At 62.5% G+C, this 13,553-nt stretch carries 9 protein-coding genes and 1 CRISPR repeat array; of the genes, 5 read left to right on the top strand and 4 right to left on the bottom strand.

From position 1 onward, the window contains the following. Positions 1-49: 49 nt before the first annotated feature. On the bottom strand, positions 50-4,753 hold the full coding sequence (locus tag SPITH_RS12720; RefSeq protein ID WP_014624338.1) for a hypothetical protein: 4,704 nt from the start codon (positions 4,751-4,753) through the stop codon (positions 50-52). A 58-nt stretch (positions 4,754-4,811) separates the two neighbouring features. On the opposite strand from SPITH_RS12720, the gene SPITH_RS03495 reads away from it, so the two are divergent. From SPITH_RS03495 to SPITH_RS03505, 3 genes are read left to right on the top strand one after another with little or no spacing between them, the layout of a single operon-like run. Beyond that, on the top strand, positions 4,812-5,744 hold the full coding sequence (locus SPITH_RS03495) for a hypothetical protein (protein ID WP_014624339.1): 933 nt from the start codon (positions 4,812-4,814) through the stop codon (positions 5,742-5,744). A gap of 3 nt (positions 5,745-5,747) precedes the next feature. After that, positions 5,748-6,854, top strand: coding sequence for an ion transporter (locus SPITH_RS03500; protein ID WP_014624340.1), 1,107 nt, complete (start codon positions 5,748-5,750; stop codon positions 6,852-6,854). 5 nt (positions 6,855-6,859) lie between these two features. Continuing rightward, complete coding sequence (locus SPITH_RS03505) at positions 6,860-7,147, top strand: DUF503 domain-containing protein (RefSeq protein WP_014624341.1); 288 nt, start codon at positions 6,860-6,862, stop codon at positions 7,145-7,147. On the opposite strand, the gene SPITH_RS03510 is transcribed toward SPITH_RS03505, so the two are convergent. From SPITH_RS03510 to SPITH_RS03520, 3 genes are read right to left on the bottom strand one after another with little or no spacing between them, the layout of a single operon-like run. Next, the gene (locus tag SPITH_RS03510; protein ID WP_014624342.1) at positions 7,144-7,854 is read right to left on the bottom strand and encodes a late competence development ComFB family protein; all 711 of its coding nucleotides are present in this window, start codon (positions 7,852-7,854) and stop codon (positions 7,144-7,146) included. The genes SPITH_RS03505 and SPITH_RS03510 overlap by 4 nt on opposite strands. After that, complete coding sequence (locus SPITH_RS03515; protein WP_014624343.1) at positions 7,841-8,671, bottom strand: tRNA lysidine(34) synthetase; 831 nt, start codon at positions 8,669-8,671, stop codon at positions 7,841-7,843. Before SPITH_RS03515 ends, SPITH_RS03510 begins: the two co-directional genes overlap by 14 nt. Then, complete coding sequence (locus SPITH_RS03520) at positions 8,668-9,948, bottom strand: HD domain-containing protein (protein ID WP_014624344.1); 1,281 nt, start codon at positions 9,946-9,948, stop codon at positions 8,668-8,670. The genes SPITH_RS03515 and SPITH_RS03520 overlap by 4 nt, the downstream gene beginning before the upstream one ends. A gap of 373 nt (positions 9,949-10,321) precedes the next feature. Between SPITH_RS03520 and SPITH_RS12080 the strand changes: the two genes are divergently transcribed. Both SPITH_RS12080 and SPITH_RS03525 read left to right on the top strand, forming a co-directional pair. Further along, complete coding sequence (locus SPITH_RS12080; RefSeq protein WP_155816502.1) at positions 10,322-10,567, top strand: hypothetical protein; 246 nt, start codon at positions 10,322-10,324, stop codon at positions 10,565-10,567. Positions 10,568-10,570: 3 nt separating this feature from the next. Beyond that, a CRISPR array of direct repeats spans positions 10,571-12,241; the repeat unit is 37 nt; unit sequence CTTTCAGTATCCTCTAGCGGATCGTGGGGACTGCAAC. 243 nt (positions 12,242-12,484) lie between these two features. Then, positions 12,485-13,426: a phosphotriesterase family protein gene (locus tag SPITH_RS03525; RefSeq protein WP_014624345.1), complete on the top strand. Its 942-nt coding sequence runs from the start codon at positions 12,485-12,487 to the stop codon at positions 13,424-13,426. Positions 13,427-13,553: the final 127 nt, after the last annotated feature.

Here is a 13,553-nt window from a genome sequence, read left to right on the forward strand (position 1 = left end):
TCATACACGAGTCTTTTTCACAGGTGTGAGTCCGTGGAGTCGTGGTCGACTAGAACTGCAGGGTCATGGCTAGGCCTGCCATCCATCCGAGGACCGTCACCTGGTTCTCTTCTTCCACAGCGGCCGAGAGGAAGGCCCTGAAGTTGCCGGAGGTGCCGTAGAGGAGGGTCGAGGTGTGGGTGAGGGAGACGGCGTAGTCCGTGTCTCCGTCTTCCCCGCCGGTGAGGGTGAGGTCTGCCTGTTCGGTGTGGCGGAGGACGGGTGGGTGCGCTTTCCACGGTTCGAGGGGTGGGGCGTAGGTCCAGGAGGGGGCGGGGGTGTCCCATACGTAGGAGAGGGAGGCCTCTTCCTTCCAGGGGGAGGGGCTCCCAGGTGAGAGGGTGAGGGTGTGTGAGAGGAGGAGCCCCTGCGGGGCTTCGATGTAGAATCCTGCGGTCTCGTTCCAGGTGAGGGTCCAGGTGGTGTGGGCGCTCTCGAGTACGTGGGAGAAGGTGAGGGTGAGGATCCGGGTGAACTCGTCGAGGAGGTAGAGGGTGGTGAGGGGGTGGGCTGCCTGGGCGCCGAAGAGGTTGATGGCCTGGAAGGCGAGGGAGGATGTGAGGGTGCGGGTGGTGAGGGGTCTGCCTTCGGTGAGTGTGTACGTCACGCCGAAGGAGGAGGAGAGGGTCCGCGGGATCAGGAGGTCGAGGGGGGTGAGGGAGGGGGGCAGGGTGAGCGAGAGGCCGGTTCGGGGGGTGTAGGTGAGGGTGTCGGTGGCGGGGACGTGGAGGTCGTTCGAGGTGAGGAAGAGCTCGTAGAAGGGGATGGAGGTGTAGGGGAGTGGGATCCGGGCGAGGGCTCTGGTGTGGGAGGTCCAGTCCTCGGGGAAGTGGTCGGATGGTGAGGGTTCTTCTTCGAGGGTGAGGGTGCGGGTGTAGAAGGGACTGAGGGTGAGTTGCGGGGTGAGGGTGTGGGAGGTGGTGAGGGAGACTGTGTGGGTGTGGGTGCGGGTGGCGAGTGGTGGGGAGGTGGTGGTCTGTGCGGTGAGGGTGAGGGTCGTGGATTGGTGCGGGGTCTGGTAGGTGGGGGAGAGGGTGAGGGAGGAGGTGCGGGTGGTGGTCCCGTCGGAGGGGAGGGGGACGGCTTCCTCCCAGGATGCGAGATAGGAGTCGGGGTAGGTGTCTGGGGGGGCGGGGGTGTCCTGGATGGTCTGGGAGAGGGTGCTGCGGCCGGAGAGGCCGAAGGGAGAGGGGGTGAGGTCGGCGGTGAGGGTCCAGGTGCGGTTGAGGATGGTGGGGGTGTGTGAGAGGGAGTGGGAGAGGGAGGCGTTGACGGGGGTGAGGGAGAGGCCGAGGGAGGAGGAGTGGGTGAGGGAGGAGGTGGGGAGGATGGTGTGGCCGAAGGTGTCGGTGAGGGTGAGGGGACCTGCGGGGAGGGTGAGGGAGTGATCCAGGTGGAAGGCTTCCGGCTCGGATCCGTGGAAGGTGCCGGAGAGGCCGAGGCCGAGGATCGCGGTGAGGAGGGAGAGGGAGCCGTGGGTGGAGAAGGCGGTGGTGGTGGGGGTTTCGTCGAGAGGGGTGACGGCGGCGACCTGCTGGGTGAGGGTGAGCCGGTGGAGGAGCGGGGTGGAACCGAGTGAGACGAGGGGGGAGGGATGGGAGAGGGTGAGGGTGAGGGAGGAGAGGAGGGCGGTGGGGTTCTCCGGGTCGTGGGCGAAGACCTCGTCGGCGTGGAGTCTGCCTGTGGCGGGGGGATCGATGCAGGTGAGGGCGAGGCGGGTGAGGGAGCCCGTCGCGGCGTCGTCCTCGAGGGATGCGCCGGAGAGGGGCGTCTCGTCCAGGAGTACGCCGCCTCCGGTGGTGTCGAGGGTGAGGAGGTGCCAGGTGTCGTCGGCGGGGAGGGTGATGCCGGAGGCGTGGAGGCCGCGGCCGTCGGGTGTGGTGAGGGAGAGGAGGAGGGAGAGGGATGAGGCTGCGCCGTTCTTGAGGAAGATCGAGATGCGTCGATAGGAACCCGCGGGAAGGGAGGGGATGGAGGTGCGGGCGGCCCACGACCAGGAGGGGTCGGGGGCTGCGTTGTCCCAGGTGACGGTGAGTGACTTCTGGTCGGCCTCCTCCTCGAACCGGGAGGAGACCAGGGTGCTGGAGGCGGGGAGGGTGGGGTCGGGGCCGGTGGAGGCGGTGATGGTGGCGTCGGGGTCGGTGGAGGAGGTGTGGAAGGGACTGCCGAGGAGGGTGGGGGCCGAGAAGAGGATGCGGCCCGAGGAGGCGCCGGTGGTGGCGGTGCGGACGGCGAGGAGGCGGAGGGTGCGGGCCTGGGAGGCGAGGGCTCGGAGCTGGGGGGGCAGGTGGATGGTGAGGGTGTTCCACCCGGTGGTCGAGGAGATCCCCTGGGCGATCCTGAAGGTGAGGGTGCGGGAGGTGTCTTCGGGATCGAGGAGGCCGTTTCCGTTCGCATCCTCGCTGCTCATGCGGTTGTCGGGGAGGTTCGAGGGGTCGGTGCCCAGGCGGAGCACCGCCTGGTGGGCGGTGTCATGGAAGGGGAAGCCGGGGTCGTAAGGGCTTCCCTCCTCTTCCAGGACTCCGTCGGCGTCGATATCCTCGGCGAGGGGACCGATCTGGAGGTAGAGATCGAAGGTGCTGCCGGAAAGGCGGTCGGCTTTCCATGACAGGGAGAGCCCGGCGACTTCGTCGGGCGGATCACCGATCGGTATCTGCCCTCCCGTCCAGGATTCCCCGTCTGCGAGTTCGAAGTCGAGGGCCATGCACGCCTCGTCGAATCCTGCTCCTTCCGCCGCCACCAGGTAGGGACCGGTCTTCTCGCCTGTGGTGTAGGGATGGATCTGCTCCTCAGGCGGGGTCCAGGTGTAGTCCTGCAGCGAGCCCCGTCCGTAGACGGTGTAGTGGTAGTAGTCCTTGTAGATGAGTTTCCCCCGGTTCGCGGGGGAGAGTCCGGTGAGATCTCCGACGTCGGAGAGCGGGGAGGCCGGATCCCTCACGAGGGTGGTGTCGGCGGGGGGAGCGGCGGGAAAGAGCGATGCCTCGTCGTAGCGCAGGGTGAGCGAGCCCTTCTCCATGGTGAGGAGCCTGAGGTAACCGGTGGTGTCGGTGAGGGTGTGGCGGATGCCCACGTCGGCCCGGAGGTCGAGGCCCTCCCCCCTGTGGTCAAGTTCGACCGATCCCCGGATATCGCCCGAAGCCTCCCCGGGGGAGGACGTGAAGCGCTCCTCTGTGAGCGGATACCGGACCGAGGCTGCGAGGTTGAGCGTGGTATGGGGCGAGAGGGAGAAGGTGTTGCCGCTGGCTGCGACCAGGTCTGTTCCGGCTTCACCTTCCCGGGTACGGTAGTAGATGTCGATGGTGTGGGCGGTCGAGACCTGGTACGGAAGGGTGATGACGCCTGTCTCGTAGTCCACCTGCGCCGCGGTTTCCTCCTGCCCGTTGACCAGCACGCGGACAGTGCCGGGCTGGGCGTCCGCGGGTATGGTGAGGGCCTCCACCGGTGAGAGGGTGCGGAGCAGGATCTCGTGCCCGGGATACTCCGGGTGCGTGGTGCGCCGGGGGCCGTAGAGGAGGGGATACTCCCGGGCGAAGGGGTAACGCGCCGCAGGGGTGCGCGCATCTTCACCTTCCCTCCGGACTGTCACCAGACTCCCTTCCTTCACCAGGCGGGCCGAAGGGGTGAGGACGGCCTCCTCTTCGGAATCCCGCTCGACCAGGAGTATCTCTTCCGTGTCCTCGGGGACCTCGTAGGCCCAGAGAGCCTCGAAGGGGGTGAAACCGGCAGGGACGTAGACGAGGAGGGCCGTCCTCGACTCCAGGTCGATCCTGAGTCGGCTCATGTCCATCCCCAGGTAGTTCGTGCCCCAGTCGAAGTCCTCGGCCGGGGCCTCCGGATCGAGGAGTCCGCCTGTGGTGCCGCACAAGGCCTCGCGGCCCAGCGAGGCGTCCCCCACCGGAACACCCCCCACCGTGTAGTAGACGGCCACCCGGCCGGGTGGCGGCTCGTTCAGGGCGAGGGTACCCTCCTTCAGGGAGTAGCTCAGTTCGTCCTCCCGCGCCCGCCTCCACCTCGTGCCGTCGTCTGCGGTGAGGGTACCCTCCCCGTCTTCCAGGTACACGGTGAGACTGTCGAGGTCGGTGTCGGGGAGCACGAAGAACCGTCCCCTCGTGTACGAGCCGAGGCCCTTCCGGATCTCGTCCACCGTGGCCAGACCGCGGTAGCGGATGTGTCCCGTGGTGGAGGGGTCGAGCCGCACCATGAACTCGTGGAAGCTCCATGGTCCCACGAAGGAGGCGGACACCCCGAGCGATCCCCTCGAAGGACCTGGAAGGTCGAGGTACCGGTAGTTCCCGATACCCACCCCGGTGTTCCCCGCCCTCACCGACTGCACCACCTCTCCTTCCTTTCCCCGGTAACCGAAGAGATACGTGCTGTCGTCCAGGTCGTCCTGCACCGTGATCTCCACGAAGTATCGCTCCATGTACCAGAGCGAGAGGAGGAAGTCCGCCTGCTGGGTGTAGGCGAATCCCGGGGTGAGATCCTCAGGCACGTAGCCGGATATCCACGTCCCGTCGGGCATGCGGGCCCAGCCCGCAGCAAAGGTGGCGCTGCTCTCCCACGTGCCGGCCGCGTAGAGCACGAGGTCCTCGTCGTCCACTGTGGTGGCGAAAAGTTCCTGAGGCGCCTCCTCCGGAAGGGGGGGAGGGGCTTCCTGGGCCCCCACGCCCCAGAGGAGGCCGAGGACGATGGGGATGATCGTGCGAGGTCTCACCTCTTGTATTATTCGTCGAAACACCTCAATATGTAAACGAAAAAGGAGAGGAATTCCCATGGAGCGCTCCGCAACGATCCCGGATGCGGCCCTGGATCTTATGCGACGTTTCTTCGAGAACCCCATGCTCTCCTCCTTCACCCCCCTCCAGCGGGAGGAGCGCATCATCCAGCTCCTCGGTCAGCAGGGCGACGTCCTCGCTCCCCGGCTCATCCGTGACTACTTCCCCCGCTCCACATGGAACCAGGTGCTCGCCCTCCTGGTGCCCGCCCTGAGGGAGGTGACCGACGAGGCCCTCTTCCCCCGGCTCGAGGAGATCGTTCGTGGTCTCTCCTGGAAGTTCCTCGCCCTCCTCGATGAAAAGCCCATCCCCCACGCCCAGGTGGCCGACCAGGTGCTCGCGTTCCTCCGGAAGGTGCTCGCCCGGCAGGACGCGAGGCTCGCCTTCACCGGTCCCTCCACGGCCCTGTTCCACCGGGTCTTCGATCGCTACCTCCAGGCCATCTGCGCGGAGCGGGGATATGTGTACTTCGAGCTCTCCAAGGTGGAACGCCTCTCCATGGGCAAGGAGGAGCTGGGCGGGTTCCTGTCGACCCTCCTCCTCCTGCGGCCCGCCCTCTACCTGCTCACTCCCGACTCGGGTACCGACTTCCGTGAGCGCGTCTCGGGCGTGGTGCGTGCCTCCTTTGCCGAACGCCTCTCACGTGCCCTCGCCCGCGAGATCCCCCTCCTCCCGACGAAGGTGGTGGAAGCGGCGGTCCTCTCGCACGTCTCCTTCGAGGAGAATCCCGGCCTTCCCGCCTCCTCCCGTCTCGTGGCCGTGTTTTCCCACCGCTGCAGGACCTTCCGCCCCGACATCACCGTGGACCGGGGGGCCGAGTCGCCCGACAAGAGTTGGTTCGCCGCGGCGAGGAGGACGTGGCGGCTCTATGGATTCGATCACAAGATGCTCGACGAGCTCTACCGAATCTCTGCGGAATACGGGTGGTGACCTATGGACGGCAAGACGACGCGAAGAGGATTTCTGGAAGGTCTCGTGACGGCGGCCATACTCCTCGTCCTCGTGCAGACCGTGCTCGAGGACTTGGCCGTGCTCCTCATGTGGGAGTGGAGGTGGAGGAAGGCTCTCCTCCTCGCAGGTTTCGGGTTCGATGTGTTCTTCACCCTCGAATTCCTGGTGAGGAGCATCGCGGCTGCATCGGAAGGGCGGTTCGCCCGCTATTTCTCGAAAGAACGCGGGTGGATCGACTTCTTCGCCTCGGTGCCTCTTCTCGTCTTCAACTCGGGGCCCGAGGTGTTCTCGCTCCTCTACGGCGGGGCCGCGTTCGTGGGGGTGGCGGGCAAACTCAAGCTCCTCAAGGTGGTGAAGATCATCCGCATGGCCCGTATCCTCAGGCTCCTGAGGGGGCTCAAACTGGTGAAGCAGATCGCCTACATCGACTCTCCCATGACCCAGCACCACATCTCCCGCATCGCCTCCCTGGTGGTGACCGCCGAGCTGGTGGTGCTCTTCGTTTACAGCATCCTCCCGGTCTTCCTTCCCCTCAAGGGCGTGGAGGAGCGGTACGTGGCCAGGGTGGTGCGCACCGGCCATGTCTTCACCGAGATGGAGGACACCCTCACCCGCGACCAGGTCCTCACCCTCGCGGCTGCGCACGAGGAAGTACTCGTGGTGCGCACCGGGGGGCAGCAGCTCTATTCCCGCTACGACGACTCGTTCTACGATCGGATGTTCGGTCCGCAGGACTACGCCTACTACAGGGAAGGTCCGCTGGAGGTCTTCTTCGACATGCGGCCCGTACATGTCGAGTCGGCACGGCTCTCGCTCCTTGCGCTCTCCACGGTGCTGGTGTGTCTCTTCCTCCTCCTCTTCGTCTATGCCCCGCACTTCGCCCTCACGGTGACCGATCCCCTGCGGGTGGTAGAACGGGGTCTCTCCGAGCCGGACTACGAGCTCGCCGCACGGGTATACCCAGAGTATGGAGACCACGAGGTCTTCCGGGTGGCCCGCCTCTACAACGAGGAGCTCCTCCCCCGCAAGCTCTCGGAAGGCGGGTGGACCCCCGTGGGGGGGATAGAGGATCTGTTGGGGGAGGAGTAGTGCCTATGGTGGTCTCGGTGCTGCGTATCCTCATAGAGCTCCCTGGGGTGCACTCCCTCAAGGAGAAACGGAGCATCGTCTCGTCGCTCAAGGACAAGCTCATCCGTCGGTTCAAGATCTCGTTCGCCGAGGTGGACCTGCACGACAGCTTGGGGTTCGCCGAGATGGGGGGTGCGGTGGTCTCCAATTCGTCGGCCTTCGGGGAGGGTGTGCTCCAGAAGGTCCTCGCCTTCGTGGAGGCCGAGGTGCCGGGCCGGGTCTACGACGTGTGGATCCACTCCGAGCAGTACTAGGAGAGGGCCTCTTCGGACTCCTCGTCGGGGGGGGCGAGGTAGAGGTCGGGGAGTACGAGGGTCTCTTCGGGGGGGCCTTCGGCCTCGGCGGGGCGGGAGGAGAGCTCGATGGTGAAGTAGTGCCGGAGCGGGAGGTATCCCTCCTTGTCGACATGGATGCACAGCTCGAAGGAGGCCTTCTCGTCCTTCCGCGGGGCGGGAAAGGGGGCGGGGAGGAAGACGAAGGTGCCGGGAAGGGCCTTGGTGATGTAGTAGGGGTTCTGCCAGCGCGCGTCGATCATGGGCACGGCCTTCCCCTCGTGGACGAGGAGCACGGTGATGTCGGCTGCGGGCTCGAAGGTGGGGGCGAGGAGGAGTCTGCCCCTGATGACCGGGAAGTGGAAGAGGTAGTCGGCGGCCGGTGGCGAGGGGGAGGATGCCTGGTAGTAGGGGCGCCTGATGCTCGTGATGCGTTTGAGGCCCTCGGTGGCGAGGGTGAGGATGTCGATGAGGAGTTGGGGGTCTTCCTCGTAGTGGACGCTCGTGTAGGCCACGCCGCGGGCCGAGCTCACGTACCGTGGCGGCACCCTGTTGAGCACGTAACAGACGATGTCCTGTCTGCACTCTTCGGTGAGGCAGTACTTGTCTGGTTCGGTGTGCGCCTTCTCCTTGCAGAGATCGTCCACCACACGGGTGACGATGTCCTCCATGAGGTTATGGACCTTCATCTGTTCCCTCTGGTTCTACTGTAGTGTACTCGTGCCCGGTTTTCAAGGAGATGGGGAGGTAGTCGGGCTGGATGTTGAGGAGGGAACGGTAGATCTTCTCCCGCGCGAGGGGATCGAGGGTCGCGAGCTGCTCCACCAGGGGTTTCACTCTGAGCCTGAGGTTGGTGTCCTTGTAGGGGCAGTCGGGTTTCACCACCGGAAGGCCGAGTTTTTCGACGGCGGTGCGTACCTGCGATTCGGGGACTTCGCAGAGGGGACGGATGAGGGTGAACAGGCCTCCGAAGAAGGGCTGGACCGGCATCATGGTGAAGAGGCGTCCCCGCATGGCCATGTTGATGAGGGTGGTCTCCACGATGTCGTCGAGGTGGTGTCCGAGGGCGAGGATGGGGATGTCGTGTTCCTTCATGTAGGTGAACAGGAGGCGCTTGCGGTTGCGGGCGCAGAGGTAGCAGTTGAACTGGCCGTCGTAGTGCCCGGGGAACATGGTGGTGGTGATCTGGGTGAAGGGCACGTCGATGGCGTCGAAGTAGGCGGCGAGGCGGTCGGTCTCTTCGTCGGAGATGGGGTATTCCTGCCAGTTGAGGTGCACGGCCTCGAGGTGATAGTGGATGGGGAGCCACCTGCGCCTGAGAGAGAGGATGAGGGCCATGACGAGGGAGTCCTTGCCGCCGGAAATGCCGAGGAGTACGCGGTCGCCTTCGCCCAGCATCCCGTACCGGTTGATGCCCCTCCCTGCCTTGCGGGCGAGGCGCGTGAGCCAGGGGGGAAGGGGGCCTTCGAAGAGCCGGCGGATGTGGTCGAACCCGGTGGTGTTCATAGTGCCTCCATGAGTGTGTCTTCTATGGCCCGAGGTGAGGGGCGGGTGTCGGCGAGTGAGGGGGGCACGAAGAGTCTGATGGTGCGGATGGTGGTGGTGAAGGCGTGGACGGTTTCGGGGGTGAAGACGCTGCGGGCCTCTGTGTAGGGTATCGTGTGTTCGTCCTCGGTGATGATGTGGATGTCGGTCTCGAAGATGAGGGGTTCGGGGAGGTCCAGGATGATGGAGTGGTCAGGGGCGTTGGGGAAGAGGGTGCGGGCGAGGTGGGTGTCGAGACGGATTCGGGTGGGAAGGTGTTCGATCGCACGGTGGAGGGGGGATGAGGGGTCGTAGGGGACTTCCCAGATGCAGGTGTGGAGCGTTCCTCTGTGGACGTCTTCTATGAGTGTTCGGGCGGGTCCTGCGGAGCGTGGGATGAGCTGGAGGAGACCGGCGTCGTCGAGGAGGTAGAACCGGTCGGGGATGATCACCCCTTCGGTGAGCGCGTGGTAGATGGTCTTTTTCACCATGGCGGTGGCGGCACGCACGGTGCGGTGCCAGTACACGGTGCGGTACATGAGGTACTTGCTGAAGAGGATGTGTTCGATGGAGGGAATGCCTGAGGGGGTGATGGCGAGGCCGCAGGCGGTGGGGCGGATGGTGGTGAGGATGTGGTCGATGTCCTGCACGCCGTAGGGGACGCCGCAGAAAAAGGCGTCGCGGGTGAGGTAGTCGAGCTTGTCGGGGTCGAGGACGCCGGAGAGGAGGGCGCGGAGGAAGGGGGTGTGAGGGGTGGGGGTGGGGAGGGTGGAGTCGATGACGGCGGCGGGGATGAGGGGGTCGCATCCTGCGGCGCGTATGAGTGATGCGAGGGGTTCCTCCTGGATGAGGCGGGCGCTCAGGTGTTCGTGTGGCGTGAGGGTGGTACCGTCGGGAAGGACGAGGTCCTTGAGGGAGTGGGTGTAGGGATAGTGGCCGAGGTCGTGAAGCAGGGATGCGATGAGAAAGCCGAGGGTTTCTTCCTTGGTGAGGTGCGGGAAGGTGGGGTGCTCTGCGAGCGAGAGGAGCATGCGCCAGGCGAGGGCGAAGACGCCCAGGCTGTGGGAGGCGCGGGTGTGGGTGGCGCCGGGGTAGAGGAGGTGGGTGGGGCCGAGCTGGCGGATGCGGGTGAGGCGTTGGAAGGGGGGGGTGCGGAGGAGGGGGAGGAGTGGCTCGGGGAGGTGGATGTGGCGCCAGATGGGGTCGCGGAGAGGACGGGAGGGGAGGGCGAGGAGCCAGGAGAGGGGATGGGTGCTCATGGGGTGTATGGTAGCGGGAGGGTCCGGGCGTGTCCAGGGCGGGGATGAGAAGGCTCTGTCTAAGGGGGAGTGTTGACATCGATCTGGAGCTCGTAGGGGCGTCTCCCCGCCTGTGCTTTTATATGCATTCTCATACGCATGGGCGTCTCTCGTATGCCCGGCATACCGGCGAAGAGGCGTCCCCATGGGCCGGGGAAGATGTTCTGGGAGACTCCTCGGTCTTTCCGTCTTCAAACAAAGGGTTTGATGAGGGTGCTCGAAATGGCACGTCCTCTCTCATGGGGCTTCCCCTTATTTTTTCGGTCTACACTTCATCCCCTCTCCTGGTGGGCGCAGGAGAGGAACGCTGCGAGGAAATCTCTCGGCTTCTGAGGTGAGAGGTGATCCCCAACAACAGGGGGAACTGGGGAAAATTTTCCTTGACGTGGGGGAAAGTGATGGTAAAATAGAGGAGTTGCTACGTGTAGAATCAAGGAGGTGGTCTCATGAAAACGAGAAGTGTTGCAGGACACTGTCAAGGTGGAGTGTTGAAATTGAGCTGGAGTTGATAAAGCGTGCGTCTCCCACAGTGAGCTTTTATGTGGATGGCCATCACGAGAAGAGTCGATCCTTCCACTAGAAACTTTCAGTATCCTCTAGCGGATCGTGGGGACTGCAACATATAACCCCCCAAAGGGGTTCTTGGCGCTCATAGCTTTCAGTATCCTCTAGCGGATCGTGGGGACTGCAACCGATGAAGTGGTGGATAGGCTGTTGGAATTGTATGATCTTTCAGTATCCTCTAGCGGATCGTGGGGACTGCAACATGCTTCCTCTGCATGAGATACCGCATCTTTTTTCCAGCTTTCAGTATCCTCTAGCGGATCGTGGGGACTGCAACTCTGTATAATCATATCAATACAACCCTCGAGAAATACTTTCAGTATCCTCTAGCGGATCGTGGGGACTGCAACTCTAATAGCGATTACGACTCGCGCGGGGTCTTAATAAGCTTTCAGTATCCTCTAGCGGATCGTGGGGACTGCAACTCACATTGTGTTTCCTCGGAGATGACAGTCTGCTCATCCTTTCAGTATCCTCTAGCGGATCGTGGGGACTGCAACAGTGCACGTACAAGGTGAGGATTTTGGCGATTTAAACTTTCAGTATCCTCTAGCGGATCGTGGGGACTGCAACCACAGTACGCGTTGATAATGCAGATCTTATATTTGTCTTTCAGTATCCTCTAGCGGATCGTGGGGACTGCAACTCCCCCTGGCCCTGGCGGTTTGTCTTGCCGACATGCCCACTTTCAGTATCCTCTAGCGGATCGTGGGGACTGCAACCATGCCTTGGTGATGTGGTGCGTGTGTCGCGGATGGTCCTTTCAGTATCCTCTAGCGGATCGTGGGGACTGCAACCCCAACGAGTCCCACCCAGGTGGCATGCTACCCATGTCCTTTCAGTATCCTCTAGCGGATCGTGGGGACTGCAACGCAATATACCGAGCGCTCGAACACAAACCAACTCCAGCTTTCAGTATCCTCTAGCGGATCGTGGGGACTGCAACTAAAAGCTGTGATGCCAACAGATACATCATTCGTACTTTCAGTATCCTCTAGCGGATCGTGGGGACTGCAACCTGGCTGATAAGCAGCTCGATAAATGCAATAGTAACGCTTTCAGTATCCTCTAGCGGATCGTGGGGACTGCAACCTCTACGACGATAGCTGATGTCAGCGCTGCCATCGCCCTTTCAGTATCCTCTAGCGGATCGTGGGGACTGCAACTTGGAGGATTAATTACAGGTGCAGCCGGCACTATTGCCTTTCAGTATCCTCTAGCGGATCGTGGGGACTGCAACTCAGATCCCACAGAAACATAATACTCTCCTCCTGTACCTTTCAGTATCCTCTAGCGGATCGTGGGGACTGCAACGGCCACGCCCCCGTGAGACGTAGCCCTCTGAGTGATGTACTTTCAGTATCCTCTAGCGGATCGTGGGGACTGCAACTTATAGTAAGGTTGTATATGGTATGGTGCCTCATCGGCTTTCAGTATCCTCTAGCGGATCGTGGGGACTGCAACATATCGCATTGTGCCTTTTCAGACACCACCATCTGCTCTTTCAGTATCCTCTAGCGGATCGTGGGGACTGCAACACCCCCAGTCGTCTGCGGCTGCGCCAAACGCTCCAGGCTTTCAGTATCCTCTAGCGGATCGTGGGGACTGCAACTCCGATATGATCCGCCGCGTATCGATGCGCCTATCAAGAATCTTTCAGTATCCTCTAGCGGATCGTGGGGACTGCAACAGCCCCCTCTCCAGTCCCCTGAGCTGAGGTTCTTCCCCAGACACATGTGTATTGTACCATATCTTCGCGAGTTAGCAAAGGGGTTTTTTCATCGTGGTTTTGTCCCCTCAGGTGAGATGCCGCGTGGGTTCGCAAATCGAAATTTGCAAGAAAAACCGGGGGGATTTGCGAACAAGCAGGTTCCCTCTTGCATATCTGGACACCCCCTTTCACTTCCTACACAATGGGAGAGGAGGTTCTCTCATGCTATACACTGTCCTTGGTGCTATCGATGAAAGCGAGATGGGCAAGGCCCTTGTGCACGAGCACATCATGGTGGATTTCTCTCCTGCCGACGAGCAGCACGTCCTCGATGATTCGATGAGAGAAGAGGTGGTGCGGATCATGAGCCCCTACCTTCAAGAGATGAAAGACTTCGGCTTCCGCACCCTCTTCGAGTGCACGCCCCGATTCCTTGGAAGGGATATAGAAACTCTGATCAGCATCTCCCGCGCTACAGGCGTCCACATTGTCTCCAACACCGGGTTCTACGCCTTCGGCGGTTACAAACACATTCCACTCTCACTGCGAGATGCCTCGCCGGAGACGTTTGCTTCTCTGTGGATAGACGAGTTCAGCCACGGCATAGAAGGCACAGGGGTGAAGCCCGGATTCATCAAGACCTCGGTGAACCACGGTCCGCTTGGAGATCTCGATAGGCGACTCATCATCGCGGCGGCTCTCACGCACCTTGAGACGGGACTCACCATTGCCTGCCACACCGGAGAGAAGGAGTGCGCCCTTGGTGTAGCCGGGGTGATTGAAGAGCAGGGAGTGGATCCCTCGGCCCTCATCATTGTGCATGCCGATCAGGTCGAAGATATGTCCTTTCACCTTTCGCTCCTCGAGCGGGGGTTTTGGCTGGAGTACGACAACGTGGGCCTCAAACCACTCGAGTATCACGTTGAGCTCATCAGCACGGTGATGAAGCACGGGGTCGGCAGCAGAGTCCTCCTCTCACACGATGCCGGATGGTACACCGTGGGAGAACCGGAAGGCGGGAAGGACTCGAACCGCCCCTACACCGCCGTGGCTCGTAGCCTCATACCCGCCCTGAAAGCCCGCGGCTATGGGGATGAAGTGGAGGAGCAGCTCCTTGTCACCAACCCCCGCGAGGCCTTCCGTATCAGGGTGAGGAGAGGGTAGGGGGGAAAGGGACAGTTGCGCTGATCACAAAACCGTAGTATACTGGCATCGATAAAAAAGGAGGGACTCTTGTTGTGCAACGTGAAGGAAAAACATATAGTTGTTGTGAGATCTCTTATATGCTTTG

The sequence above is a fragment of the Spirochaeta thermophila DSM 6578 genome (genome assembly GCF_000184345.1).
GTDB lineage: Bacteria > Spirochaetota > Spirochaetia > Winmispirales > Winmispiraceae > Winmispira > Winmispira thermophila.

Excerpts from the sequence above, each read along its gene's own strand:
- SPITH_RS03495 (WP_014624339.1), top strand. The coding sequence starts at position 4,812 with ATGGAGCGCTCCGCAACGATCCCGGATGCGGCCCTGGATCTTATGCGA.
- SPITH_RS03500 (WP_014624340.1), top strand. The coding sequence starts at position 5,748 with ATGGACGGCAAGACGACGCGAAGAGGATTTCTGGAAGGTCTCGTGACG.
- SPITH_RS03505 (WP_014624341.1), top strand. The coding sequence starts at position 6,860 with ATGGTGGTCTCGGTGCTGCGTATCCTCATAGAGCTCCCTGGGGTGCAC.
- SPITH_RS03510 (WP_014624342.1), bottom strand. The coding sequence starts at position 7,854 with ATGAAGGTCCATAACCTCATGGAGGACATCGTCACCCGTGTGGTGGAC.
- SPITH_RS03515 (WP_014624343.1), bottom strand. The coding sequence starts at position 8,671 with ATGAACACCACCGGGTTCGACCACATCCGCCGGCTCTTCGAAGGCCCC.
- SPITH_RS03520 (WP_014624344.1), bottom strand. The coding sequence starts at position 9,948 with ATGAGCACCCATCCCCTCTCCTGGCTCCTCGCCCTCCCCTCCCGTCCT.
- SPITH_RS03525 (WP_014624345.1), top strand. The coding sequence starts at position 12,485 with ATGCTATACACTGTCCTTGGTGCTATCGATGAAAGCGAGATGGGCAAG.